Annotated in this window: 24 protein-coding genes, 1 pseudogene and 1 other annotated feature; of the genes and pseudogenes, 8 read left to right on the forward strand and 17 right to left on the reverse strand. The window is 31.3% G+C overall.

What is annotated here, in order from left to right:
• Positions 1 to 45: 45 nt before the first annotated feature.
• The 7 genes from HMPREF9630_RS09255 to HMPREF9630_RS09285 all read right to left on the reverse strand — a co-directional run bounded on the left by HMPREF9630_RS09255 (position 46) and on the right by HMPREF9630_RS09285 (position 6,304).
• On the reverse strand, positions 46 to 408 hold the full coding sequence (locus HMPREF9630_RS09255) for a YbaN family protein (RefSeq protein WP_009528127.1): 363 nt from the start codon (positions 406 to 408) through the stop codon (positions 46 to 48).
• Positions 409 to 760: 352 nt separating this feature from the next.
• Positions 761 to 1,285 (reverse strand): flavodoxin family protein, encoded by a 525-nt coding sequence (locus HMPREF9630_RS09260; RefSeq protein ID WP_009528128.1) that lies wholly within the window; start codon positions 1,283 to 1,285, stop codon positions 761 to 763.
• A 91-nt stretch (positions 1,286 to 1,376) separates the two neighbouring features.
• Positions 1,377 to 2,135 carry an ABC transporter ATP-binding protein gene (locus tag HMPREF9630_RS09265; protein ID WP_009528129.1) on the reverse strand — a complete coding sequence of 253 codons (759 nt, stop codon included), beginning with the start codon at positions 2,133 to 2,135 and terminating at the stop codon, positions 1,377 to 1,379.
• A complete protein-coding gene (locus HMPREF9630_RS09270) occupies positions 2,122 to 3,108 on the reverse strand; it encodes a FecCD family ABC transporter permease (protein WP_009528130.1) in 987 nt (328 codons plus the stop codon). Before HMPREF9630_RS09270 ends, HMPREF9630_RS09265 begins: the two co-directional genes overlap by 14 nt.
• Positions 3,109 to 3,119: 11 nt before the next feature.
• Positions 3,120 to 3,992 (reverse strand): heme ABC transporter substrate-binding protein IsdE, encoded by an 873-nt coding sequence (isdE, locus tag HMPREF9630_RS09275; protein WP_009528131.1) that lies wholly within the window; start codon positions 3,990 to 3,992, stop codon positions 3,120 to 3,122.
• 361 nt (positions 3,993 to 4,353) lie between these two features.
• A complete protein-coding gene (locus HMPREF9630_RS09280; RefSeq protein ID WP_009528132.1) occupies positions 4,354 to 4,932 on the reverse strand; it encodes a heme-binding Shp domain-containing protein in 579 nt (192 codons plus the stop codon).
• Positions 4,933 to 5,062: 130 nt separating this feature from the next.
• A complete protein-coding gene (locus HMPREF9630_RS09285; RefSeq protein WP_009528133.1) occupies positions 5,063 to 6,304 on the reverse strand; it encodes an S-layer homology domain-containing protein in 1,242 nt (413 codons plus the stop codon).
• A 451-nt stretch (positions 6,305 to 6,755) separates the two neighbouring features.
• Here HMPREF9630_RS09285 and tyrS point away from each other — a divergent pair, with 451 nt between their 5' ends.
• From tyrS to HMPREF9630_RS09310, 5 genes are all read left to right on the forward strand, one after another.
• Positions 6,756 to 7,982, forward strand: a complete 1,227-nt coding sequence (tyrS, locus tag HMPREF9630_RS09290; protein WP_009528134.1) for a tyrosine--tRNA ligase — start codon at positions 6,756 to 6,758, stop codon at positions 7,980 to 7,982.
• 158 nt (positions 7,983 to 8,140) lie between these two features.
• Positions 8,141 to 9,085 (forward strand): DDE-type integrase/transposase/recombinase, encoded by a 945-nt coding sequence (locus tag HMPREF9630_RS09295; protein ID WP_009526608.1) that lies wholly within the window; start codon positions 8,141 to 8,143, stop codon positions 9,083 to 9,085.
• Positions 9,086 to 9,308: 223 nt separating this feature from the next.
• Positions 9,309 to 9,500, forward strand: coding sequence for a 50S ribosomal protein L28 (gene rpmB, locus HMPREF9630_RS09300; RefSeq protein ID WP_009525116.1), 192 nt, complete (start codon positions 9,309 to 9,311; stop codon positions 9,498 to 9,500).
• Between the two features lie 309 nt (positions 9,501 to 9,809).
• Positions 9,810 to 10,667: a tRNA 2-thiocytidine(32) synthetase TtcA gene (locus HMPREF9630_RS09305; protein WP_009528203.1), complete on the forward strand. Its 858-nt coding sequence runs from the start codon at positions 9,810 to 9,812 to the stop codon at positions 10,665 to 10,667.
• A gap of 10 nt (positions 10,668 to 10,677) precedes the next feature.
• A complete protein-coding gene (locus HMPREF9630_RS09310) occupies positions 10,678 to 11,229 on the forward strand; it encodes a TerD family protein (RefSeq protein WP_009528204.1) in 552 nt (183 codons plus the stop codon).
• A 311-nt stretch (positions 11,230 to 11,540) separates the two neighbouring features.
• On the opposite strand, the gene HMPREF9630_RS09315 is transcribed toward HMPREF9630_RS09310, so the two are convergent.
• Positions 11,541 to 11,726 carry a transposon-encoded TnpW family protein gene (locus HMPREF9630_RS09315; RefSeq protein WP_009528205.1) on the reverse strand — a complete coding sequence of 62 codons (186 nt, stop codon included), beginning with the start codon at positions 11,724 to 11,726 and terminating at the stop codon, positions 11,541 to 11,543.
• Positions 11,727 to 11,923: 197 nt separating this feature from the next.
• A complete protein-coding gene (locus tag HMPREF9630_RS09320) occupies positions 11,924 to 12,313 on the reverse strand; it encodes a nuclear transport factor 2 family protein (protein WP_009528206.1) in 390 nt (129 codons plus the stop codon).
• A gap of 136 nt (positions 12,314 to 12,449) precedes the next feature.
• Here HMPREF9630_RS09320 and HMPREF9630_RS09325 point away from each other — a divergent pair, with 136 nt between their 5' ends.
• Positions 12,450 to 12,794: a winged helix-turn-helix transcriptional regulator gene (locus HMPREF9630_RS09325; protein WP_009528207.1), complete on the forward strand. Its 345-nt coding sequence runs from the start codon at positions 12,450 to 12,452 to the stop codon at positions 12,792 to 12,794.
• Between the two features lie 146 nt (positions 12,795 to 12,940).
• Here the strand turns inward: HMPREF9630_RS09325 and HMPREF9630_RS09330 are convergent, their stop codons facing one another.
• A complete protein-coding gene (locus HMPREF9630_RS09330) occupies positions 12,941 to 13,348 on the reverse strand; it encodes a carboxymuconolactone decarboxylase family protein (protein WP_009528208.1) in 408 nt (135 codons plus the stop codon).
• 111 nt (positions 13,349 to 13,459) lie between these two features.
• Here HMPREF9630_RS09330 and HMPREF9630_RS09335 point away from each other — a divergent pair, with 111 nt between their 5' ends.
• Complete coding sequence (locus HMPREF9630_RS09335) at positions 13,460 to 13,831, forward strand: MerR family transcriptional regulator (RefSeq protein WP_009528209.1); 372 nt, start codon at positions 13,460 to 13,462, stop codon at positions 13,829 to 13,831.
• 48 nt (positions 13,832 to 13,879) lie between these two features.
• On the opposite strand, the pseudogene HMPREF9630_RS09340 reads toward HMPREF9630_RS09335, so the two are convergent.
• The 4 genes and pseudogenes from HMPREF9630_RS09340 to HMPREF9630_RS09355 all read right to left on the reverse strand — a co-directional run bounded on the left by HMPREF9630_RS09340 (position 13,880) and on the right by HMPREF9630_RS09355 (position 20,210).
• Positions 13,880 to 15,728 (reverse strand): annotated as a pseudogene (locus HMPREF9630_RS09340) (DUF4368 domain-containing protein).
• Positions 15,729 to 15,818: 90 nt separating this feature from the next.
• Positions 15,819 to 16,271, reverse strand: coding sequence for an IS200/IS605 family transposase (tnpA, locus tag HMPREF9630_RS09345; RefSeq protein ID WP_009528212.1), 453 nt, complete (start codon positions 16,269 to 16,271; stop codon positions 15,819 to 15,821).
• A gap of 366 nt (positions 16,272 to 16,637) precedes the next feature.
• The gene (gene ppdK, locus HMPREF9630_RS09350; RefSeq protein ID WP_009528213.1) at positions 16,638 to 19,265 is read right to left on the reverse strand and encodes a pyruvate, phosphate dikinase; all 2,628 of its coding nucleotides are present in this window, start codon (positions 19,263 to 19,265) and stop codon (positions 16,638 to 16,640) included.
• A gap of 111 nt (positions 19,266 to 19,376) precedes the next feature.
• A complete protein-coding gene (locus HMPREF9630_RS09355) occupies positions 19,377 to 20,210 on the reverse strand; it encodes a pyruvate, water dikinase regulatory protein (protein WP_009528214.1) in 834 nt (277 codons plus the stop codon).
• Between the two features lie 461 nt (positions 20,211 to 20,671).
• Positions 20,672 to 20,915 (forward strand) — a binding site (T-box leader).
• Between the two features lie 64 nt (positions 20,916 to 20,979).
• On the opposite strand from HMPREF9630_RS09355, the gene trpB reads away from it, so the two are divergent.
• Positions 20,980 to 22,224, forward strand: coding sequence for a tryptophan synthase subunit beta (trpB, locus tag HMPREF9630_RS09360; RefSeq protein ID WP_009528215.1), 1,245 nt, complete (start codon positions 20,980 to 20,982; stop codon positions 22,222 to 22,224).
• A 204-nt stretch (positions 22,225 to 22,428) separates the two neighbouring features.
• On the opposite strand, the gene HMPREF9630_RS09365 is transcribed toward trpB, so the two are convergent.
• Genes HMPREF9630_RS09365 through HMPREF9630_RS09375 form a run of 3 tightly spaced genes read right to left on the reverse strand, consistent with a single transcriptional unit; the run spans position 22,429 to position 24,277 of the window.
• Positions 22,429 to 23,082, reverse strand: a complete 654-nt coding sequence (locus tag HMPREF9630_RS09365) for a hypothetical protein (RefSeq protein WP_009528216.1) — start codon at positions 23,080 to 23,082, stop codon at positions 22,429 to 22,431.
• 49 nt (positions 23,083 to 23,131) lie between these two features.
• Positions 23,132 to 23,623 (reverse strand): DUF6935 domain-containing protein, encoded by a 492-nt coding sequence (locus HMPREF9630_RS09370; RefSeq protein WP_009528217.1) that lies wholly within the window; start codon positions 23,621 to 23,623, stop codon positions 23,132 to 23,134.
• A gap of 45 nt (positions 23,624 to 23,668) precedes the next feature.
• The gene (locus HMPREF9630_RS09375; RefSeq protein WP_009528218.1) at positions 23,669 to 24,277 is read right to left on the reverse strand and encodes a class I SAM-dependent methyltransferase; all 609 of its coding nucleotides are present in this window, start codon (positions 24,275 to 24,277) and stop codon (positions 23,669 to 23,671) included.
• Positions 24,278 to 24,449: the final 172 nt, after the last annotated feature.

Here is a 24,449-nt window from a genome sequence, read left to right on the forward strand (position 1 = left end):
TACTTTACATTTTAAATAAATTTTAGTATTACAATAAAAATATAATTATTCCTGTGCTGTATTTACCCTAAATATAAAATAATAATAATGTGCCAATAATACCACACCCATAAACGCTTTTAAATGAATACTTTTCGCTAAAAATATACCTATTAATAAAAGCACTGTCACCATTGCAAGAAGTGATATTTTTCTCTTTTTAGTCATACTTTTGTTTTCTACATAACTTTCAATATACTGTTTGTATATCTTGGTATTTTTAAACCATTCATTTACTTTTGTTGAGCTTTTTGCAAAACAAACTCCTGACAACAATAAAAACGGTGTCGTAGGCAAAAGCACAATGAATATTCCTATTATTCCAAGCGCAAGTGATATGAATCCTATTGTTAGTATTATATATTTCATATGCTCTCCAATTCTGTATAATATATATTTATAAAAATGTATATTCTCTAAAAAAATATAATCTTAAAAGTCTACTAATATTGTTAAATTTCAACTTATCAAAACTTGTCTTAAAAGCGTATATTTACGTCATTATTCTATAATTTCGCTTATATCGTTTTAATACAGGCATTCAAGATATATTAGTCTGTCTTGTTCTGAGATTTTTACAAAATAAATTTTACTTGTCTGTATTATTTTATAAAACAAATTTTATATATTCAATACAAAAAATTAATTTTATAAAGTATATAAAAATAATTATATACCATTCTATAAGTAAATCATATTTTATAAATATTTATTATTTTAATTATGATACTTTTTTTAATGCTTTAGAAAATCTTGCAATAGCATCATTCATATCTTCTTCATTAGGTTCTCTTGATTTTTCTCCAGCGCTTATCATTTTGTTTAGTATAGGTTTAGGCAAAAATAGAGGCGGTTTTGTTTTAAGTTTTTCGAGTAATTTCGGATCTACAAGTCCGTTATAAATACCTACTTCTATAAGTTTATTTGATTTATCCGCAAGCTTGTTCATATTTTTTATAACATCCTGTCCGTGTTTTGATGACGGATCTGCACCTAAGGTTGCAAATAAAGCAATATTTTTATTCTTTATATTTTTTATAAATTTTTTTGCCGATGAGTTGGCTGTACCTTTATCTATCCAAAAACCTACAAGCAAAGTATCATAATCATCAAGTAGACTTAAATCCTTTATATTATCCATATTTTCTATGCTCAAGTCGTATTCATCTTTCAGACCTTCGTATATCCCGTAAGCCACTTTTTTTGTGTTTCCCGTTTTGCTTGAATATATTATTAAAGTTTTCATATTTCCTCCAGAAAATAATTTTTATATAATTAATTTTTAAAAATTAATGATTTATTTCTTATAAATTTATAATAGTATTTTTTATTCTATATCACACCGCAAGTACATATTTTTGATTTTCCAAATAACCAACTTTTAGATTTATGCCATACATATCCTGTATACTGTTTTCACATATCACTTCTTGCGGATTACCTTGGAATATTATTTTTCCTTTTTTCATTCCTATTATCTCGTCACTGTAGTGAATTGCTTGATTTATATCATGCAGTACCATAACTATTGTCATATTATAGTCTTTATTAAGAAGTTTTATCAACCTCAATATCTCTATTTGATATTTGACATCAAGATATGTCGTAGGCTCATCCAAAAATAATATTTGCGGTTTTTGTGCCAATGCCATGGCTATCCATGCTCTTTGCCTTTGCCCTCCTGACAACTGCCCTAAATTCCTATTGCTAAGCTCTTTTAAATTAGTTACTTCCAATGCCCAATTGATTATTTCTTTGTCTTTGTCTGTTTGTGTTTGAAAATGTTTATAAAACGGTATTCTTCCATAAGAAACGAGTCTTTTTACGGGTAAATCAGCAGGAGCTGTGTTATATTGATGAACTATTGCTACTTTCTGTGCAAATTCTTTCAACTTTATATCCTGAACATTTTTTTCTTCAAGTAGCACTTGTCCATGTCTTGCTTTTAAATTCTTTGTCAACAATTGAAACAGCGTAGATTTTCCGCATCCGTTAGCTCCGAGAAGTGTGGTTATCTTCTTATTTTTAATTTCAAAGGAAATTCCATTTATAATATCTTCTTTATCATATGCAAAATATAAATCATTGACTCTCATATGTGCCCTCACTTTTTCTAAGCAAGATTATGAAAAAAGGTCCCCCGAATACTGACATAAATACTCCTATCGGTATTTCAAAAGGCATTATTATCATTCTGCCGACTGTATCTGCAAGCAACATCACAAATGCACCTAATATCATAGAGTAAGGTATTAATACTCTATTGTCGTTACCTACCAACATTCTTGACATATGTGGCACAATAAGTCCTATAAATCCTATCACTCCAACTACGGCAGTTGATATTCCTATAAGCAATAAAGATATTGCCGATATATATACTCTCAATCTGTTTACATTTATCCCCAAACTTTTTATAGTTTTATCCTCTAAAGCTAACAGGTTGCAACGACCTGAAAATATTAACGCGAGCAACATACCGATACTTATATAAGTTGACAATAATGATACGTCTTTCCAAGTTTTTTGAGCTATATTCGCATTTACTATGGCGGTAACCGAATTTTGGCTGCCTCCGCTCATAGCGTTTATAGCATTTAAAAGCCCTACAAATACTGCATTTACAGCCACACCTACAAGTATTACTCTAAGCGGTTTAAGTCCATCTTTCCAAGAAAGTGTATAAACTAAAATACAAGCCAGCACTCCACCTATAAAGGCAAAAAGCGGAGATAAAAAATAAAGCTTAGGAAACATAAACGTAACAATCATAGATATAAAACTTGCACCTGATGATATTCCTATAGTACCGGGATCTGCAAGCGGATTTTTCATAACCGCCTGAAACATAACTCCAGACACTGACAGCCCCGCTCCTGCAAGTATAGCTACCAATATTCTCGGAAATCTCAAATCATATATTGTAGCGAATTCTTCATCATATTTTATAAATAATCCGTTAAAAATTTGTGTATAAGTAAGGTTTATACTTCCGCTTCTTATTGCAACAAATAATAAAATTATTAGTAAAATTATGAGAAAAATAAAAGCAAAAATCTTTTTAATCACACAACACCTCTTTATTTTTCATAAAAAATCTCATCTAATATCTTTAATCCCTCTTTGTATCCCATTGTTGCCGACATACCGAAATACTTATTATCCAAATTATACACTCTGCCATTTTTTACAGCGTCAAAGTGTTTCCATATATCATTTGTTTTAAATTCTTCATCAAATTCATCCATAATTTCTTCAGACATTGTATGTGAAGTCCTAAGTATTACATCCGGCTGCATTTTTACAAGTTCTTCCGTATTTATCGGCAAAAATTCCTCAACGTCATCCTCAAAAATATTTATTCCACCAGCAAGCTCCACCATATTGCCTACATAAGAATTATTCGTAGCAATTACATATGAACCCGGCAAACCCATAAGTACAAGGACTTTTGGTTTTTCTTTATCTTTTCTCTTCTCTTGATAATCTTTAAGCAAGTTTTCATACTCACTTCTCAATTTTTTTGCTTCTTCTTCTTTCCCATATTCTTTCGCCACTTCGTCTATTGAATCATACATAGCTTTGACACTTGACATATCCAAAAATTTATATGGCAGTTTTGCTTCTTTATATTGTTCCTCCAAAAAACTTTGTAAAGATGTAGGACTAAGCACTTGTGTAGGTTTAAGAGAACGCATTATTTCCATATCAGGTCCCATAGGCATACCTACACGAGTTACACTTTCATATCTTTCCGGAATTTTAAACGACTTCGTATCGCATATACCTACCAAATCCAATCCCAACAAATCTGTAATCTGGGATATAGCAACCGATGTAGCTATTATCCTTGTTCCAGTCTCTGATTGGCTTTGTGGTTTTTGGTGCTGATCTACACAACCGGTCATAATCATACATATAAGTACAATCATTCCTATAAGTCTTTTTCTCATAGTTTCCCTTTCTATTAAATTCTCTTATATACTATAATGCTACATTTTATTTAAACTAATATATACTAAAATTGTTTTAAGAATAAAATTATTCATTCTTTTATAAATGTCTACAAAAAAACATTTTATAAAAAAGTATCTCAAGTAAAATATATTTAAACATTATATTAAAAAATATCTATATTTAATCAAATACTTGTATAACCATACTTTAAATCTACAATATATTCCAGATAATAAGATAAGTAAAATCTAATTTATAAAAATCCGTATATCTGAAGTTTAATAATCTTTTATGTATTCACAAAAATATACTCTTCTAAATTATACTTAAAATAAAGAAGAGCATCTTTCATGTCAATTATTCTTCATTAGTAGAAGGTGCTTTTGTAGTCATCTTCTGTGAATTAAACTCTTTTGCTCCTTCTTTTGCGTCTTTACTGCTCATTTGTGCAAAAAATGTTATATCTCTGCCCATAGGTTCTACATAGGCTGATATTTTTATATATGCTTCATTTGTAGGCACTTCAAATTTTATATCTTTTGTCTTTTTCTTTTTATCTTCTTTTACTACCTTAAATTTCACTTCTTTATATTTATCATCTTTTACATTTTTTACTGATATTTTGTAGTCTTTAGAAACATCTGTAAGTCCTATCTTTATAGTTAAAGACTTTGTTTTTCCGGTATTGTCCAAAAGAGCATATTTACCTAATATAGATCTGCTCATTCCATCTCCGATAGCTTTTTTACTCTTATACTTAGGCTGACCTTCTTTTATCTTCAAATCCTCCAACTCTTTAGTTATCGGATTTTCATATTGAGCAGTATTCTTTATAGAATATACTTTATTCCCTAAATCTTGAGCATTTATATTTGACACAAAAATTGTAAAAATAAAACTTAAAGCTATAATGCTTGACAATATTTTTTTTAACATAATCTTTCTCCTTTTCTTATATTATATAAATAGTACAAACTCTAAATATCAATATAAAAAACTATAATAAAATCTAAAAAATAAACTTTTATACTTCAAGCTCATTAATTATTACTTTTATTTTTAATATTTATTTTTCAAGTGAACTCCAATCCAATTTTATTGCAGCATCCGGTTTCATCCCTCCTAAAGAGTTCATAACATCTACTTCTATCCTAATATATGCAAAATCTGCACCAATTTCCACCGGAAATGCTACTGTCTTCGGATAACTTTTGATATCTTCCGTATCAAACGCTTTATCTTTATACTTATCTATAATTTCAACAGTTTTTAAATTATCTATTTTTTTATCAGTCAAAGACTTATGATAATCTTCTTTACTGCCGTAATACCAAGCGTTTTGCAAATGTCCTTTTTGCTCTCCAAAACTTTTTAATGCCATAGGCTTTGTAACCAAATACAATTTAGCTTTACCATTTTCAACTTTTAACATCGCCTTATGCTCTATAGATTCATTTGCCATAGACAATTCGCTTGGAGTATCCTGTCCTTCCGCTTTTAACATTTCTACAGAAAGTTTATATTCTCCGTCTTTTAAATTTTTATAATCTACTTTTTCAGTCTCTTTTTTGTCTTCTTTTTCAAGAGTTTTCTCTTCCTGTTTATCTTTTGTTATATTATCTTGAACCGTTTCCTGTTCTTTAAGATCATTTATAGCACTAACTATATTGGAATAAGCCCAGTGGTTCGCATTTACATCTTTTGGCATAACCAGTTTGCTGTTCATTTTCTTTAATTCTTCTATTGCTTCAGGTCTACCCAACACATCATTTAATATGCTTGCTATCTCTGCTCTTGATACTTTTTTGTCAGGTTTGAATGTACCGTCCGGATATCCTGACATATATCCGTTTGAAACCATTATTTCTATGTATTCTTTATATTCATTTTTTTCAATGTCTGAAAACTTTTTACTTACTCCATCTTCTTTTGTAAGATGATATGCTTTAACTATTACACTACAAAGCTCAGCTCTGCTCATATCGTCTTTTACGCTGTATTTTCCACCATTATCAGAACTTAATATATTTTTAGTTCTAAGATAGTTTACACTGTCATATGCCCAATTCCCTTTTTTCACATCTGTAAACTCTAAACTTTGATCTATTTCTTCATCATCTCTTATAAGATTTGAAATCATAACAGCTACCTCTGCTCTTGTAACCACACTTGCCGGTTTAAAACTACCATCAGGATAGCCTTTCATATACGCTTTATATGTATCAGATGCAAATACACTCCTTTGCAATCCTAAGCTCATTATCAATGAAAGTGTCAATGCCAATTTTCTTCTTGTGCTTCTTTTCATAAAACTCCTCCAATTTATAGCAAGTAACTTGCATAATATTTATAAAATAAAAATTTTATTACCCTTCTATAAATAATATTATTATGTAAATTTAAAAATGATATCTTTCAATATCATTATTTATTCTCCTGTTTAATTTTATATCAGATACTATAAATTGTCAATTGGCATTTTATATCTAAATATTGAGATTATCAAATATATAATGCCTTAAAGTGAAAATTTACAACATATAATAACAATTATTATATAAATATTTATAAAAAATCATCAAGAGATTACAAAACAAAAAATATTCAGCATTATAGGTTACGCTCTTATTTATATTTATATTTACATTGACACTCACATATTTTAACAATCAATTACATTTCAAATAAAACAATAGAACATTTTAACAATTTATGGTATAATTCTAAACAATAATTTAAAATTAAAAGGGGTAATTGAAATGGCAAATGTATTTGATACTCTAAAAGAACGAGGTTTTATAGCTCAAACATCGCATGAAGATGAATTAAGAGAGTTATTTGCAAATGAACGTGTAACATTTTATACAGGATATGATGCAACAGCCGATTCCTTACATGTAGGACATTTTTTACAAGCCATAGCTATGAGACATATGCAGCTTGCCGGTCACAGGCCTATAGTTTTATTAGGTGGTGGAACTACTATGGTAGGAGATCCATCCGGCAGAACGGACATGCGTAAAATGCTTTCAGAAGATGACATCAATCATAATGCCGAAAAATTTAAAGAGCAACTGTCCAGATTTATAGATTTCAGTGAAGACAAGGCCATATTGGAAAACAATGCAAACTGGCTTATGAAACTGCAATATATACCTTTTTTAAGGGAAGTCGGATCAGAATTTTCTGTAAACAGAATGTTAACCGCAGAATGTTTTAAAAGCAGAATGGAAAAAGGTCTTTCATTTTTGGAATTTAACTATATGATTATGCAAGCTTATGATTTTTACAAACTGAATCAATTATATGATTGTAAAGTTCAATGCGGTGGAGATGACCAATGGTCCAATATACTCGCAGGTGCAGATTTGGTTAGAAGAAAATCTCAAAATAAAGCATACGCTTTAACATTTAATCTGCTTACTACATCAGATGGCAAAAAAATGGGTAAAACAATGTCAGGCGCATTATGGCTTGATAAAGATAAAACTTCACCTTATGAATTTTTCCAATATTGGAGAAATATTGAAGATGCATCAGTAGAAAAATGTTTAGGCCTGCTTACTTTTTTACCTATGGATGAAGTCAGAAGACTTGGTAGTTTGGAAGGCAACAAAATAAATGAGGCAAAAGAAGTTTTAGCATACGAAACTACAAAACTTGTCCATGGAAAAGAAGAAGCTGATAAAGCTTTAGAGGCTGCAAGAGCTATATTTTCATCAAACAGTGTATCACAAAACGCTCCTACAACTCTTGTTGACAAAGACAAACTTGATAATGGCATAGATATATTGGAATTATTAAAAATGACTTCATTAGCACCTTCATCTTCCGAAGCAAGAAGACTTATAGAACAAGGCGGTATAGTCGTAAATGATAAAAAAGTCACAAGCAAAGATTTCAAAGTCAATTCATCTATGTTAAAAAATGATGTAATAATGATAAAAAAAGGCAAAAAAACTTTCCATCAAGTAAAAGTTAAATAATTAAAGCCTATATTAATCTAATTTTATGTAAAATCACTGAAACAAAACTTTTAATTTTGTTATGCTACAATAGATTTGTGACAAAAAAGTATAAAAAAAGAAAGCCAACTGATATAATAAGATTTGGAAAAAATAAAAATCAGTAAAGAGGCTTTCTTATGAATAAAAGTATAACAGAAGGAATGAAAAGACGCAAGCAAATAATAGAATATGCAATAAAAGAAAAAAATAATGCAAAAGCAGCAAGAAAATACCATGTAACAAGACAGTATGTACATTATTGGATGAAAAGATATGATGGAACAATAGAATCATTAAGAAAAGAGTCAACAAAACCAAAAAGCCATCCAAAAGAGCACACAGCAGAAGAACAAGAAAAGATAAAACATTGCTATAGATATCATAAGCATGAAGGGTTAGCACAAGTATACAGAAAGTTACAAGAAAAAGGATATACAAGATGCTATGATTCAATGACAAGACAGATAAAAAAATTAAAATTAAAAACTATACAAGAAAAAAAAGAAATTAGAAAAAAGAAGAAAGAAAAGAAAGTAAGCAAAGTAACAAGACCAGGAGAGCAAGTACAAGTAGATATAAAATATGTACCGTTAGAATGCATAGGATTTAAAAGTGAAGTAGACAGATATTATCAAATAACAGGTATAGATGTATATACAAGAAAAAGAATATTGAAGCTTGTAAAAGAAAAAAGCACATACGAAACAAGTAATTACTTAAATACATTAGAAAAAGAAATGGGATTTAAAATAGAGCAAATACAAACAGATAATGGATTAGAATTTACAAATGAGCAAGACAGAACAAATAAAAAAAGTAGATTTCAAAAAACATTAGAAGAATTAGGTATAGAGCATAAACTAACAGCCGCATACAGTCCGTGGCAAAATGGGTATGTAGAAAGAAGTCATAGAGAAGATAGTGAGAAATTTTATGCAAATAGAAGATTCAAGAGCGAAGAAGAGATGTATAAGAGTTTTGAAAGATATGCAAAAAGGCAAAACAATATAGCGAAGAAAGTTTTGAAATTCAAAACTGCAAATGAAATGTTAGAAGATTATATAGAAAAAGCGAGAGTGTGATTTAGAAAATTTTTAACAATATATGGGGTTACCCGCATATATTGTTAAAAAAATATGATATACAATAATCAAAATTATATTATAGGCTTTGTGTCAAAAATGTTTGACTTTTTTACAATCACTGAAACAAAACTTTTAATTTATTATTGATTTTTATATTTTTTTATGTTAATATATTGAGTGTTGATTTTAGTTAATTGATAATAATGGAGGTGTTATATATATGGCATTTGTATGCGAAGTATGCGGAAAAGGCACTACAACAGGAAACAACGTGAGCCACTCAAATCGTCACACAAGAAGAAAATGGAAACCTAATCTTCAAAGTGTTAAAGTTATAGTTAACGGAGCACCAAAAAGAGTAAGAGTTTGCACAAGATGTTTACGCTCAGGAAAAGTTCAAAGAGCTGTATAATAAAAAAGACTGCTATCAGCAGTCTTTTTTATTATAATACGATTTATCATACTAAATACTATATACCAATTAATAATTAACACTGAATCTAATAGAAATCTATATATTAAATTTAGGCTCACAATACAAGCCTATATAACTTGAATAAAATCTATAATCTGAATAGATTTTAGTATAAAAGCTAATTATATACTTAAAAATTTATGCTTTTTAAACAACCATTTATAAAATTTAGAAATTTTATAATTTGTAATAGTGTTTAGTATTAAACATAATCAATTTTTTAAGGAAAGAAAGGTTTTATAAACAATGGGAAAATTAGGCGATAATTACTGCAAAACACTGAATATAACAAATGACAGAATAAGCCTTGATGAAATACAAAGAAGTATTATCAAAAAATACAGAAAAGATATATGGTCAAAATTTACAAAAGCAGTAAGAGATTACAACCTCATATCTGAAAATGACAAAATTGCTGTAGCTATATCCGGCGGAAAAGACTCCATACTTATGGCAAAATTATTTCAAGAACTACAAAAGCATGGCAATATAAAATTTGATACTGAATTTGTAGTAATGGACCCCGGATATCATAAAGATATAAGAAAACTCTTGGAAGAGAATTGCAAATATCTTGATATACCTATAAAAATATTCGATACCGATGTATTTGCAATTGCTGACAAAATAGCAGGCGACTACCCTTGCTATATGTGCGCAAAGATGAGAAGAGGCGCTTTATATAACATTGCAAGAAGCCTTGATTGCAATAAGCTTTCGCTTGGTCATCATTTTAATGATGTCATAGAAACCACAATGCTCAATGTATTATATGCCGGTTCTTACAAAACCATGCTTCCAAAGTTAAAATCAAAGAATTTCGACTCAATAGAATTGATACGTCCACTTTACTATATAGAAGAAAAAAGTATAATACGCTTCACACAAAACGCAGGTATCAATGTACTTAACTGTGCATGTATGGTGGCTGCAAAAAAAACAGGCTCAAAAAGATATGAAGTAAAAGATTTAATAGAAGAAATGAAAAAATCCAATCCTAATGTAGATAAAAATATATTTATGTCAGCTCAAAATGTTTATACAGACTGTATTTTGGGGTATAACTTAGACGGAAAATCACATAGCTATCTCGAAAATTATTAGAGGAGTCTTTATGCAAAATGAAATTATCTCACTAAAAAATGATGAAAAACTGCTTGTAGGCTTATCATGGGAAAATTTTTCCAATGGCGAAGAAATAGATTTTGACCTGCTTGCTATAATGTTGGATAAAAACGAAAAATTTCTTAATAAAGCCGATTTAATTTTTTATAACAACTTATTTTCAAGAACAGGCGCTCTATTTCACACAGGCGACAACAAAACAGGCAACTCCGAAGCTGATGACGAAGCCATACTTGTAAATCTTGCATCTATACCCAGTAGTATAAGACACATAAAATTTGCAATATTAAATCAATCACAGAAGAAAAATTGTGGAAAAGTATCTTTTAGAATTGCCAAAATATCTGATATATTTGACACGAAAGGCGAAAATATATATTCTTACAGCTTTGATGACAGCGACTTCTATCTTATGTATATATTTGAAATAGAAAAAAACGAAAAGAATTTCATAATAAACATAAAATTAAAAAATATAGATGACCCTATTGACAAAATATTAAAATCTTACAATATAAAACCGGAACAATTTGAAGTTTAATTCTAAAAGTTAATATAATAACGGATATTTCTATTTTTAAGTATTTATTAGCTAAGTAAAATTAAGCATACTTAAAATAAACAACTTATATAAATTTTATCCATTAATTAAACAGATATTAGTATAATATAAATCATAACTACCGGCTAAGCCGGTAGTTTGCTCTGCCCCTATAAGGGGCTGTTACAAGCTTGTGCCTGCAGGCACATTGAATAGTTCGCCAGTCGCGTTTATTTCCCAATTAGTGCTAAAGCACTTTATTTCTTATTTTTCTTTGCGGGCTCTCCCTGTTGCCACTTGTCAAGGACTTTTTAATCAAAATCATCTTTTTTTTCATTCGATTTTCTCCGAAACTCCCTCAGCATTATTCTTGTCAGCTTATCTTGCATTGTTTCAGTTGCATTTTCATTGAAGTGGACAACGACCTCATAGGTGGTCTTTCCAATCTTTCTCTTTGTGCTAATGCCTTTTTTATCTGTGTTTTTCAGTTCTTCCATAAATTCTCCTTTCCGCTTTTTGAATTTTTGACAACAAAAAAAGGAAGTATCGGCAATTTGCTTTTACTTCCTCTTGGTAATATCCTATTTGATTTTTTTACTTCGACAAATTATGATTTTTGGTTTTTCAGAAAAAAAGCACTTGTTATATCATTTGCACATAACGTCCTAATTTTTTTATTGAGTATAGATTTGATTTATTCCCAAAACTTATCTTCTTCCTCTTGTTTTTCTGCGAAAGTCCAAACTTCCTGTATCTTACCATTCTCTATCCTGAATAGGTCAATCCCCGGATCATTTAGTTTTTCTTCTCCTCTTTCTGCTAAAGAAACAACACTGGCAGCCACAAAACAGTCATTGCTTTCAGCCCAATTTGTTATCACCCTAAATGTTCCGTTACTTCTTTTTGAAAATTCTCCCAAACGCTCTCCTAATGCCTGTTTTCCCACTATCACGCCGGAAAGCGAACTCTCTCCTCCCATATGCCATACAATATTATCCGACATCATTTCAAAAACCGCTCCAAAATCTCCTTTTGATAATGCTTCTGTGTAAGCATGAAATACTTTCATAACTTCATTTTTCATAGCTGATCTCCTTTCATTTTTGAGAAATGATTTTCTCTTGCTATCATTATACTTTTTAAGTCTTGATTTTAGAAGTACGAACATTTATAATACATAGTATCTAATACGATACTGTTAGTTTTCTAAGGAGGTTACAATGTCAAATGTTTATGATAAATGTCCATATGTTACGACTCAAAAAGTTTTACAAGGAAAATGGGCAATTGTAGTTTTATATCATCTAAGTACAGGCACAAAAAGATTTAGTGAACTTGAACGGTTAATACCTGATGTTACCCGAACCGTTTTAACAAGACAGCTCCGTCAATTGGAACAAGACAAACTAATCGTCAGAAAAGTTTTTCCGGAAGTTCCTCCTCATGTTGAGTATTCTTTGAGTGCATTAGGTACAAAATTCCAAAGAGTATTAAATGAAATAGAGATCTTTGGTTTAGATTATATTGCTGAACTCAACAAGTCCAAAAATACAAAGAGATATTAAATATAATTATTAAGCATTCCGGATATTATTATTAAAAAATAGTCCTCTTTCAAAAATTATGATTTTTGGTTTTTCAGCAAAAAATCAGTGAAAAATCACTCGTTATTTCATTCCACATAGCTTCTTTATTTTTTATTGGTGATATATTACCTCCCCTCGTTTGTGTTACTACCTAAAGTAAGATTCCTTTCAGAAAAGATTTTTTTTGCAACGAATGTAGCATTTAAGACTTTTGGAAAACCCACATACGGAATGCACTGAATAAATGTCTCAATAATTTTTTCTGGAGATATTCCCACATTTAAAGATCCATTAATATGAACTTCTAATTGTGGTTCGCACCCTCCTAATGTCAATAAACTTGTGATAGTTATCATTTCTCTTTCTTGCAAAGAAAGTCCTTGTCTATTATAAATATCTCCAAATGCAAATTCGATAATATATTCTCCTAAATCTGGAGCAATATCTTCTAATGTTTGTATAACTTTTTCGCCACTCACGCCATCAATTTCTTGTAATTGTTCTAAACCTATTTCAAATCGTTTACTTTTCACTTGAATTCACCTCCTTTTTTCTTTTATAATATAACTATACTACTTAAACTTTGGTTTAAGTCAAGTTCTTTTACTTATGAATTTTAAAAATTAGGAAAGGAGCCATCTGCAATGAAAATAGGCGAAATTACAAATAAAACAAATCTTCCAGCAAGCACCCTTCGTTACTACGAAAAAAAAGGATTACTCAAAGTAGATAGAGACAAAAATGGTAGAAGATATTATAAAGAAAGCGATATAGAGTGGATAAAATTTATAAGACGGCTGAAAGAAACAGGAATGCTTATCAAAGATATTCAACATTATTCCGAGTTACGATATGTTGGCTCGATTACAATGCCTGAACGATTACAAATTCTCCAATTACACAGAAATTATGTTTTAGAACAGCAACTAAAATGGACTGAGTATCTTCAAAATTTAGATGATAAAATTGAGTTCTATCAGCAATCTATTAAAAATATGACAAAACATAACTTGTAATTCGATAAAATCTGTTACATTGAGTGCGTGAAAAAAAGAAGTCTATAATTAGGCTTCTTTTTTCATTAGCTCTTTATATTCACTTAATGGTATTCCGCTTTTTTTCAGCGTTTTAAGTTTCTCCTGTTTGAGTTGCTCCCTTTTCTCCTTGTATCTGTCCTCATATTCTTTTTGCTTGCCGTTTGCTTTACGCTTGAGGTAGTTTTGATGAAGCCTGTCTTTTCTTTCCCGTTCTTTTTCTTCCTCCTCCCTTAATTTCTGCATTTCTTCTTCGGATAATTCTTCTTTCGGCGGTTCATAGTTGCAGATAAAGTTGAAATAGATTTCAACTTTCTGATTGGCGGTTTGACTGCCTTTTCGATCTCGTTCGTGGACTAAGATTTTTTCTACAAACTCATTGATGATGGTCGGTGTCAGTTCGTCAAAGTTATCATAGCGTTCAATCAACCGGATAAACTTCATGGCTCTGTCTGTTTCTTTTTCGTATCGCTTGATGGATTTTTCCAACCCATCGATTTCTTTGCTAAGTTCCCTTTGCTCAGTTTCATACTGATTGTTTAAGATTTCATATCGGGTGTTCGGTATCTTCTCCAGTATCATATCTTCGTATATTCGACACATTAAGCGTTCCAATTCCTGAAGCCTGTTTTTACTATCTGTGAGCCTTGTCTTTTTCTTTTCCATTTCCATTTTCTCGCTTTCTTCCATTTCATTTTGAATGGAATGGAGAAAGGCTTCGTTATCTTCATTAAGGCTTTCCTTAATGTCTTGTAAGGTGCTTTGAATGAGATTTAATAATACTTCTGCCTTTATTCGGTGTCCTGATTTACAAAGTGTTCCGCAAGGCACTTTTGTGTAGGCACTACAAGTATAATATGTGATATTCTTGTAGTTGCTTGTTTCTATGCACATACATTTTACTTCGACAATCAGAACAGTACATAAGCCCTGTAAGGGGGTGACAGTCACCCCAACCATCGGGATAGCGTTTGACATTTCCTCGTATTCTCTGCACATTATCAAAGGTTTCTTGGTCTATGATTGGCTCGTGGGTGTTTTCAAAGATGAGCCAGTTATCTTCAGATACATATTTACTTTTCTTATCTTTGAAATGCTTTCTGGTTTTGAAGTTGACCGTATGTCCTAAGTATTCTTGCTTTTTTAAGATACTTGCAATCGTGGAACTGCACCAACGATACGGATATTCAAACACTTTGCTTTGATGTAGTCCATATCCCAATTTCTGCTGATGATAGGCAGGTATGTCTATCTTGTCGACTTCTAATATCCTTGCAATGGCATAGGGTCCTTTTCCATCCATTGTCAGATGGAATATTCTTCGGACAACTTCTTCCGCTTTTTCGTCAACAATCCACTGATTTTTATCGTCCTTGTCTTTGATATATCCATAGGGAGGGCTGCTTCCTGTATGTTTTCCACTTTCTCCTTTCGCTTTGAATGTGGACTTGATTTTCCTTGAGGTATCCCTTGCATACCACTCGTTCATAATGTTTCGAAATGGAGTAAAATCATCGTCTTTGTAAAAGCTGTCTACATTGTCGCCCACGGCAATGAGCCTAACTCCCTTTTGCCTTAATATCTCCATACATTGACCGACTTTAAGGTAATCTCTGCCCAGTCTTGACATATCTTTTACGATGATACAACCGATATTCCTTTGATTGACTCCGTTCATCATTGCCATAAAGCCCGGACGATCAAACTGCGTTCCGCTGATTCCGTCATCAGTAAAATGAACGATGTTCTCCAAATGATTTTTCTTTGCGTATTCTTCCAAGATTTTCTTTTGATTGATGATCGAATTGCTCTCGCCTTGTAGTTCATCATCTCGGCTTAACCTCTCATACAAGGCGGTTATTTTCTCATAGCTTCTCACGATTACCTCCTTTCACGGGGATTCTCCAATAAAAAAAGAATTAAGCAAAACATCTTTCACTCAAATAGTGATGAAGTGTTCTTCTTAATTCTATAACTCCGTAAACGGGTCTATATATTCTTTCATCGTCAACTGTTCTGTCAACCTATCTTCTTCTAACTGATTTTTTATATATTCTTGTATCTTTCTCGCATTCTTTCCTGATGTATCTACATAATATCCTCTGCACCAAAAATGTCTGTTTCCATATTTATATTTTAAATTCGCATGTCTATCAAATATTATTAGGCTGCTTTTTCCTTTCAGATACCCAATTATTTCTGATGCACTGTATTTTGGTGGTATTCTTACCAACATGTGTATGTTATCAGGGCAACATTCTGCTTGTATTATTTCTATTCCTTTTCTTTCACATAACTCTCTTAATATCTTTCCTATTTCTATTTTTAACTTTCCATATATTATTTGTCTTCTATATTTTGGCTCAAATACTAAATGATATTTGCATTCCCATTTTGTATGTGCTAAACTATTATTGTCCACTTTAGGACACCTCCTTATGATTTTTAATATTTGGCTGACGAACCAATATTATTATATCATAAGGTTTTTTGTTTTTGCTTATAGCTAAAGCTTTCTTCCCTCCACCTGCATAGCAGGTGGATTATTGTTTTGTAAAAGCTTTGCATTTACAAAACTGGCTTAAGCCTATATAAAAAATGGCTATTCATCAATATTTTATTTCATCGATGATAGCCATTTTTTATTTAATGAATAAGTCCTATTAACTCATTTTATACTAATACCTGATAAAACAAATGAATATTTTCAACTTATAATCATCAAAAAACGAATTATTATTTTTTATAATATAAATTAGTCAAATAGGTATTAGTATTAAATCAATCATTATTTCTGTTTTTGTTTTATCACTGCTTGTGCTGCCGCTAATCTTGCTATCGGAACTCTATACGGTGAACAAGATACATATGTCAAACCTAAAGCATTGCAGAATTCTACTGATGAAGGATCTCCTCCATGCTCTCCACATATTCCGAGTATCAAATCAGGATTTGATTTTCTACCGTCTTCTACTGCCATTTTCATAAGCTTACCTACTCCTATTTGGTCAACTTGTTCAAACGGTGCAAAATCAAATACTTTTTTATTATTATAATCTGCAAGGAATCTGCTTGAATCATCTCTTGAAAATCCGAATGTCATTTGTGTAAGGTCATTAGTTCCAAAACTGAAGAAGTCCGCTTCAGTTGCTATCTGATCTGCTGTAAGTGCAGCTCTCGGTACTTCTATCATAGTTCCTATGAGATATTCAACTTTTTCGCCTTTTTCTGCAAAAACCTTGTTTATTTCATCTATCATTTGTTCTTTTACAAATTTAAGCTCATTTATATGACCTACAAGCGGTACCATTATTTCAGGTTTGATATTAGGAACTTCAGATTTTATTTCTATAGCAGCCTCTATTATTGCTCTTGCCTGCATTCTTGCTATTTCAGGATAGCTTACTGCAAGTCTGCAACCTCTATGTCCAAGCATAGGGTTGAACTCTTCAAGTTCGATAACTCTATCTCTTATGTCTTCATAAGAAATACCCATTGAATTCGCTATATCTTGTAAATCTTTTTCTTCTTTAGGTAAAAATTCATGTAGTGGAGGATCAAGTAATCTTATAACTACCGGATATTCTCTCATTTCTTTGAATATTCCGTAGAAGTCTTCTCTTTGCATTGGTAAGAGTTCATTTAAAGCTTTTACTCTTTCTTCCAAAGATCTTGATATTATCATTCTTCTAACTGCCGGTATTCTGTTTTCACTGAAGAACATATGTTCAGTTCTACAAAGTCCTATACCTTCAGCACCGAATATTCTTCCTTGTTTTGCATCTCTTGGTGTGTCAGCGTTTGTGTAAACTCCTAAACGTTTTACTTCGTTTACCCACTCCATAAACTTGCCGAATTTTCCTGATAACTCAGCTTTTGCTTTTGCTATTTTTGCATCATATACTGCTCCTGTTGAGCCGTCAAGTGATATTTCATCGCCTTCTTTAAATACTCTATCGCCTACTCTTAAAGTTTTTAATTCTTCATCAACTCTCACTTCGCTACATCCTGCTACACAGCATTTTCCCATTCCTCTTGCAACAACCGCAGCATGTGATGTCATACCTCCTCTTGAAGTCAATATACCTTGAGAGCATACCATACCTTCTATATCTTCTGGAGAAGTCTCTTGTCTCACAAGCAACACTTCTTCGCCTTTTTTACTTGCTTCCACAGCCTCATCAGCATGGAAATATATCTTTCCTGATGCAGCACCCGGTGATGCAGGCAAACCCTTTGTGAGCATAGTGGCTTTTTTAAGTGCTTCTATCTCAAATGTAGGGTGCAATAATTGATCCAATTGTTTAGGCTCTACTTTCATTATAGCCTCTTCTTTTGTTAGAAGACCTTCTTCAACCAAATCAACTGCAACATTTACTGCTGCTTGAGCTGTTCTTTTTCCATTTCTTGTTTGTAAGAAGAATAATCTTCCTTCTTCTATTGTGAACTCAATATCTTGCATATCTTTATAGTGATTTTCCAAGATATGTGTTGTATCAACAAATTGCTTATAACAATCAGGATTTATTTCCTTTAATGTATCAATACTCTTTGGAGTTCTTATACCGGCAACTACATCTTCACCTTGTGCATTCATCAAAAACTCTCCAAACAGTTTATTTTCTCCTGTTGCAGGATTTCTTGTAAATGCAACACCTGTTCCTGATGTTTCTCCCTTATTACCAAAAACCATAGATTGAACATTTACAGCTGTACCAAGATCATGAGATATTCCGTTTAAGTTTCTGTATACTATTGCTCTGTTATTATTCCAAGAAGAAAATACAGCCTCAACCGCTTTGTATAATTGCTTTTTAGGTTCTTGAGGAAAATCTTCTTTCATCTCTTGTTTATAAACTTCTTTAAATTGTTCCACAAGCTTCTTCAAATCATTAGCATCAAGATCAGTATCTTGAGTAACACCTTTGTTTTCCTTCATATTATCCAATTTCGTATCAAAAAGTACTTTAGGTATTCCTATTGCAACATCAGAAAACATTTGTATAAATCTTCTATAAGAATCGTATGCAAATCTTTCATTGTTTGTTGCTCTTGCAAGTCCTTTCACAGTTTCATCATTAAGACCGAGATTAAGTATTGTATCCATCATTCCAGGCATTGATATAACTGCTCCTGAACGAACTGAGAATAATAAAGGATCGTTTGCATCGGAAAATTTTTTGCCCTGCAATTTTTCTACTGTCTCCAAGTGTTCATCAATTTCTTTTAACAATTCATCCCAAAGTTTTTTATCTTCATCATAATATTTAAGACAAGCTTCAGTAGTTATTGTAAATCCCTGTGGCACCGGTAATCCTATGTTGGTCATTTCTGCAAGGTTAGCACCTTTTCCGCCAAGCAAGCCTCTCATTGACATATTGCCTTCTTTAAAGTCATAAACATATTTTTTTGCCATTATAACTCCTCCTAAATGTTAAATAATCTGAATATCCCAAAACCAGTCAACTATCAGCTCTTTTAACAAAATAATTTTATAAAAATAGTATTAAAATCTACATAATTTAAACTATATTATCTCATTATCTATCTTTACCCCATTTCTTTTTAAATAGGAAATTACAATCTCTGCTGTTTCTTCTATGGCTTTATTTGCAACATTTATAACAGGACACCCTATCTTTTTCATGATTGTTTCAGCATAATCAATTTCTTCAAGTATTCTATTCATATCTGCATAGCTTGAACCTGTCGGTAAGCCAAGTGCATTAAGTCTTTCTGTCCTTATTTCATTGAGTTTTTCAGGAGAATTTGTAAGCCCTATTATTTTTTGTGCCGGTACCTGATATATTTCTTTTGGTGGTGTAGACTCAGGCACTAAAGGTATGTTTGCCACTTTTATATTTTTATTGGCAAGATACATTGATAACGGTGTCTTTGAAGTTCTTGATATTCCAAGTATTACCAAGTCTGCCTTCAAAACTCCTCTTGGATCCTTTCCGTCATCATATTTTACCGCAAACTCTATAGACTCTACTCTTTTAAAGTACAAATCATTCAGTTTTCTTAGCATACCTGTCTTATCAAGAGGAACAAGACCTGTTATATCTTGTATAGAAGATACTATGGGAGACAATAAATCTATCTCTTTTATATTCTCTCTTGACGCAAAATTCTTTATTTCACTTATTATTTGTTTATGTACTATAGTATATAATATAATAGCTTTTTTCTGAGATTTAATTTCTTCAAATATATTTCCCAACATAGATACATCAGTAATATATGAAAATTTTCTCATTACAAAATCGTTAGCTTCAAACTGTGACATTGCCGCTTTTACAACATGCTCAGCGGTATTACCGAGAGAATCCGAAAGTATGAATATATTTAAGGTATCCATTCAAATATGTTCCTTTCAAATAAGCTTAAATTAATATAATATTTATATTCGGAAATCTATTTCCTTTATATAAGGATATAATTTTTTGTCTAAATTGTCAAGATATATTCGGCTTTTATAGCATTTTTTATTTTTCCAAACTATTTATAATTGAATATCTATAATTGCATTTTTCAAGATAATATAAAATACTTAAAACTTGTATGCTCTAATATTAAAATCTTATAGAATAATGAAAATTTATAATAGTTAATTTTTCCAATAAACTATTTATATTTTAGGTTTACAATGTAAGTTATCCATAATTTTATTAGAAAACAGTATAAGTTTATGCTATTTTCCTAATAAATTTTTTTATATAATATTCCAATATAACATATTAAACTTGATAAAACTGTATATGAAAGTTATTTTTAAAATAACAGCTTGACAAGAAAATTTTAAAATGTTAATATTAGACGCATAAACCTTTGAATAAGAATAGTAGGTACATAACAATAACTTACAGAGAGCTGTGGAGGCTGAGAACATAGCAGATATTTATATACCGAATGGACTTATGAGGGCGAACGAACAGGATTAAACCTAAGTAGCAATCGACGGCAACCGCAGTCGTTATTAAGCGGAGCGTATGACAGTACGTGTTAAAGGTGGGTGCTTTTAAGCATCAATTTGAGTGGTACCGCAGGATATTTCGTCTTGTCTCATTGAATTATTATTTTCTATGAGATAAGACTTTTTTTATTTAATTATGAAAGGATTTAATAATATGAAAACTTATCGTGATTTTGATAACTATTTAAAAAACTTTCCTGATGAAAAGGGATATTTCGGTGAATACGGAGGAATGATTTTACCTCCTGAATTAGTTCCTGCTTTTAAAGAAATTACACAGGCATATCTGGAAATCTGCCATAATGCACGTTTTATAAATGAATTAAGACGCATCAGAAAAGAGTTTCAAGGCAGACCTACCCCTGTTTATCATTGTGAGCGCTTATCTTCATTGCTCGGAAAATGCCAAATATATCTTAAAAGAGAAGACCTTAACCATACCGGTGCACATAAACTAAATCATTGTATGGGCGAAGGTTTGCTTGCTAAATTCTTAGGTAAGAAAAAACTCATTGCCGAAACAGGCGCTGGACAACACGGTGTTGCACTTGCTACTGCTGCTGCCTACTTTGGATTGGAATGTGATATATACATGGGAGAAGTTGACATAAAAAAACAACACCCTAATGTAATAAGAATGAAAATGCTCGGTGCAAATGTAATTCCTGCAACACATGGACTCAAAACATTAAAAGAAGCCGTAGATGCTGCATTTGAAGGATATTTAAAAGAATATGAAGATGCAATATATTGTATAGGCTCCGCTGTCGGCCCTCATCCATTTCCTATGATGGTTCGTGATTTTCAATCAGTTATAGGAATTGAAGCAAAAGAACAATTCAAAGAAATGACAGGTATTTTACCTGATGTCGTTTGTGCTGCCGTTGGAGGAGGATCTAACGCAATAGGAATGTTTGAAGCATTTCTGTCAGAACCGGTTGATATTGTCGGTGTAGAACCGCTTGGAATAGGAACAGGAATAGGAGAACATGCAGCGAGTATGAAATTCGGTAAAAAAGGAGTTCTTCATGGTTTTGAAAGCATGCTTTTACAGGATGAAAATGGAGAACCGTTGCCTGTCTACTCTATAGCCAGCGGACTTGACTATCCGTCTGTCGGACCTGAACACGCATATTTGAGCGAATGTGGAAGAATAAAATACGAAGCTGTAGATGATGAAGAAGCTATGCAAGCATTTTTCTTACTATCTCGTTATGAGGGAATAATTCCGGCAATAGAAAGCTCACATGCTTTGGCATATGCAATAAAATATGCTCAAAATCAAAATTCAGGATCCATACTTGTAAATCTTTCAGGTCGTGGTGATAAAGATATTGACTTTGTATATGAAAAATACGGTACGGGTGAACAATTTTTAAAAGAATTTATCAATAAATAATTGTATGTATCATTTTATATTATTAACTGATTATTTAGTAAAATAATATAAATACTATATTTCGTTTGTCATTGAAAAATAATCAGTATAAGTGTATCAAAGAGAATTTATTATGTCTCCTATAAAAATATGTATGAAAAGTGGGAATTTATATTGCAATCATCACTTTTCATACATATCTAAATATATTTTTTCTTTTTAATCTTATGAAATCCACCAATTTCCATCCGGATTTTGATCTAATGAACCTATCTCTTCGGATAATAGGTTTCCGAAAAAGTCTTTGACAATCAATTTATGATAGTATTTATATTCATAAGTAGCACAGTGTTTTTCATCGTCCCATCCCTCTTCAATCCAAGCCTCTATAAATACTTTATCGCTATCAATCAGCAAAACACATTCATTAGGCTCCAATTGAAATTGAAATCTTTTAGGATAATAAGATACTATATACTCATCTTCGCTGATAATATATACTTCATCTCCAATAATTTTTAGATTATACAAATTTATTTCATCCATCTTCAGCTCTGTTATTTTTTCAGGCAAATTACCAGGTAAATATTTGAAAAGAGTCATTATATTTTTATTGAAATCCCCTTTCAAAAAATAATAAGCCCCTTTAGCATACATAGGTTTATCATAAATTACATTTTTTTCTTTTTCAAACGGTTCATAAACCTTACCATTCTCATAATCATAAAATATAATGTCAGAACCTTGACATTCGCCTTCTTTTTGCAATTCAAACATATCATAAAAACCAACTGTATCACTAATACTATAACCAAGTCTTTTTTGACCGTAAATCATTTCAACACACTTTCCGCATACTTTCTCAAATCTTCTAATCATATATAGCGCTCTCCTTTTGCAACGATTTAATTTGTCAATACTTTTTTATCTATGCCCAAGGATCTTCAGATTCAGGAAGTCTAATGTCAGAAAGACATTGTATATCATTAATAAACCATTGACCTGTAGACGGTTTTTTACGAAGTTTTATCGGTCTTAGAGAATCAGCACCTCCGCTTTTTACATAAAGTGTAGCCCAATTATCTTCAGGAAAAGAATATGGATTCTCTGTAACTGTTATTGTATATGGCATAGAAGGCGTATAATTGTTAGTTTTATAAGCTCCTTCAAAGAAAGAAAAAGTTTTATAATTTTTCCCTCTCAAGCGATCTCTTAAAAACTGTTTTGCCATCGGTGTAAGCGGATCAGGACCTCTCAAAAAATCCAACATTGCATGAGTTTCTTCAACATTGTTTTCATAATTACAAAGCACCAATAATGAAAGCGCCGCTGTTTTGTAAGGAGAATCCAATGTAGCTTGAGGAATTGTCTTTAACTCCTCAACATTTTTAGGTATGAATGCAAAAGTAAATTTTTCCATGTTTTACCTCCCTTATAGCATTATATTATATTTTAAAATTTTTAATTAACCTATTTTAGTTATTATTGCAATTGCACAAGGCATTTTGCCCTCAATTAAAATATATTCGACATTTTCAATATAGCCTGCTGTTTTAAAAAATTCAATATAAGATTTAAAATTAAACTGCTTCTTAAAATCAGCTCCTAAGTTTTTAAGCAAGCGAACAAACAGGTTAGTTTTTCCGACATTTTCATTATTTACATATGTAGGGACTATCACCTTTCCTCCATTTTTACAAACTCGTATCAATTCTGTCAATGCCTCATATGGATAGTCCAGCAGATGTATTACATTTCCGGCAACAACCTTATCAAACTCGCCATCTTTAAAATTCAGACTCATTATATCAGCTTTTATTATCTTCACGTTATTCATATGTTGACAATTTTTCTTTGTCTGTTTAAGCATTCCATCAGAAAAATCAGTAGCTATAAGCTCTTTACATCTTAGAGCTATCCCTTTACTGAGCATACCTGTCCCACATGCACATTCAAGTACTCTGTCACCTGATTCAATCATGTTTGACACTGCAATAACAAGTTTACAATTTACTTCTCCGTTATACAATTTTTCAAAAATATCATAAAATCTTGCAACTTTGTCCCAAAACATCGATTGCTCCTCCATTTAATATAATACTCTTACTATATAAAACTCTGTTATATTATCTTTAAAATGTCGGTTATTTCACTCTACACTGAAATTTTATCAAATTCAATAAGCTTACTTAAAATTATAGTGCATAGAATTATAATTTTCAATATATAATTGCAATCTGTTATAT

Source organism: Peptoanaerobacter stomatis, from assembly GCF_000238095.2.
Classification (GTDB): domain Bacteria; phylum Bacillota; class Clostridia; order Peptostreptococcales; family Filifactoraceae; genus Peptoanaerobacter; species Peptoanaerobacter stomatis_A.

Excerpts from the sequence above, each read along its gene's own strand:
- HMPREF9630_RS09265 (WP_009528129.1), bottom strand. The coding sequence starts at position 2,135 with ATGAGAGTCAATGATTTATATTTTGCATATGATAAAGAAGATATTATA.
- HMPREF9630_RS09310 (WP_009528204.1), top strand. The coding sequence starts at position 10,678 with ATGCAAAATGAAATTATCTCACTAAAAAATGATGAAAAACTGCTTGTA.
- HMPREF9630_RS09305 (WP_009528203.1), top strand. The coding sequence starts at position 9,810 with ATGGGAAAATTAGGCGATAATTACTGCAAAACACTGAATATAACAAAT.
- HMPREF9630_RS09325 (WP_009528207.1), top strand. The coding sequence starts at position 12,450 with ATGTCAAATGTTTATGATAAATGTCCATATGTTACGACTCAAAAAGTT.
- HMPREF9630_RS09280 (WP_009528132.1), bottom strand. The coding sequence starts at position 4,932 with ATGTTAAAAAAAATATTGTCAAGCATTATAGCTTTAAGTTTTATTTTT.
- HMPREF9630_RS09355 (WP_009528214.1), bottom strand. The coding sequence starts at position 20,210 with ATGGATACCTTAAATATATTCATACTTTCGGATTCTCTCGGTAATACC.
- HMPREF9630_RS09295 (WP_009526608.1), top strand. The coding sequence starts at position 8,141 with ATGAATAAAAGTATAACAGAAGGAATGAAAAGACGCAAGCAAATAATA.
- HMPREF9630_RS09320 (WP_009528206.1), bottom strand. The coding sequence starts at position 12,313 with ATGAAAAATGAAGTTATGAAAGTATTTCATGCTTACACAGAAGCATTA.
- isdE (WP_009528131.1), bottom strand. The coding sequence starts at position 3,992 with ATGAGAAAAAGACTTATAGGAATGATTGTACTTATATGTATGATTATG.
- HMPREF9630_RS09315 (WP_009528205.1), bottom strand. The coding sequence starts at position 11,726 with ATGGAAGAACTGAAAAACACAGATAAAAAAGGCATTAGCACAAAGAGA.
- tyrS (WP_009528134.1), top strand. The coding sequence starts at position 6,756 with ATGGCAAATGTATTTGATACTCTAAAAGAACGAGGTTTTATAGCTCAA.
- HMPREF9630_RS09370 (WP_009528217.1), bottom strand. The coding sequence starts at position 23,623 with ATGGAAAAATTTACTTTTGCATTCATACCTAAAAATGTTGAGGAGTTA.
- HMPREF9630_RS09285 (WP_009528133.1), bottom strand. The coding sequence starts at position 6,304 with ATGAAAAGAAGCACAAGAAGAAAATTGGCATTGACACTTTCATTGATA.
- HMPREF9630_RS09260 (WP_009528128.1), bottom strand. The coding sequence starts at position 1,285 with ATGAAAACTTTAATAATATATTCAAGCAAAACGGGAAACACAAAAAAA.
- HMPREF9630_RS09335 (WP_009528209.1), top strand. The coding sequence starts at position 13,460 with ATGAAAATAGGCGAAATTACAAATAAAACAAATCTTCCAGCAAGCACC.
- HMPREF9630_RS09255 (WP_009528127.1), bottom strand. The coding sequence starts at position 408 with ATGAAATATATAATACTAACAATAGGATTCATATCACTTGCGCTTGGA.
- HMPREF9630_RS09375 (WP_009528218.1), bottom strand. The coding sequence starts at position 24,277 with ATGTTTTGGGACAAAGTTGCAAGATTTTATGATATTTTTGAAAAATTG.
- trpB (WP_009528215.1), top strand. The coding sequence starts at position 20,980 with ATGAAAACTTATCGTGATTTTGATAACTATTTAAAAAACTTTCCTGAT.
- rpmB (WP_009525116.1), top strand. The coding sequence starts at position 9,309 with ATGGCATTTGTATGCGAAGTATGCGGAAAAGGCACTACAACAGGAAAC.
- HMPREF9630_RS09365 (WP_009528216.1), bottom strand. The coding sequence starts at position 23,082 with ATGATTAGAAGATTTGAGAAAGTATGCGGAAAGTGTGTTGAAATGATT.
- ppdK (WP_009528213.1), bottom strand. The coding sequence starts at position 19,265 with ATGGCAAAAAAATATGTTTATGACTTTAAAGAAGGCAATATGTCAATG.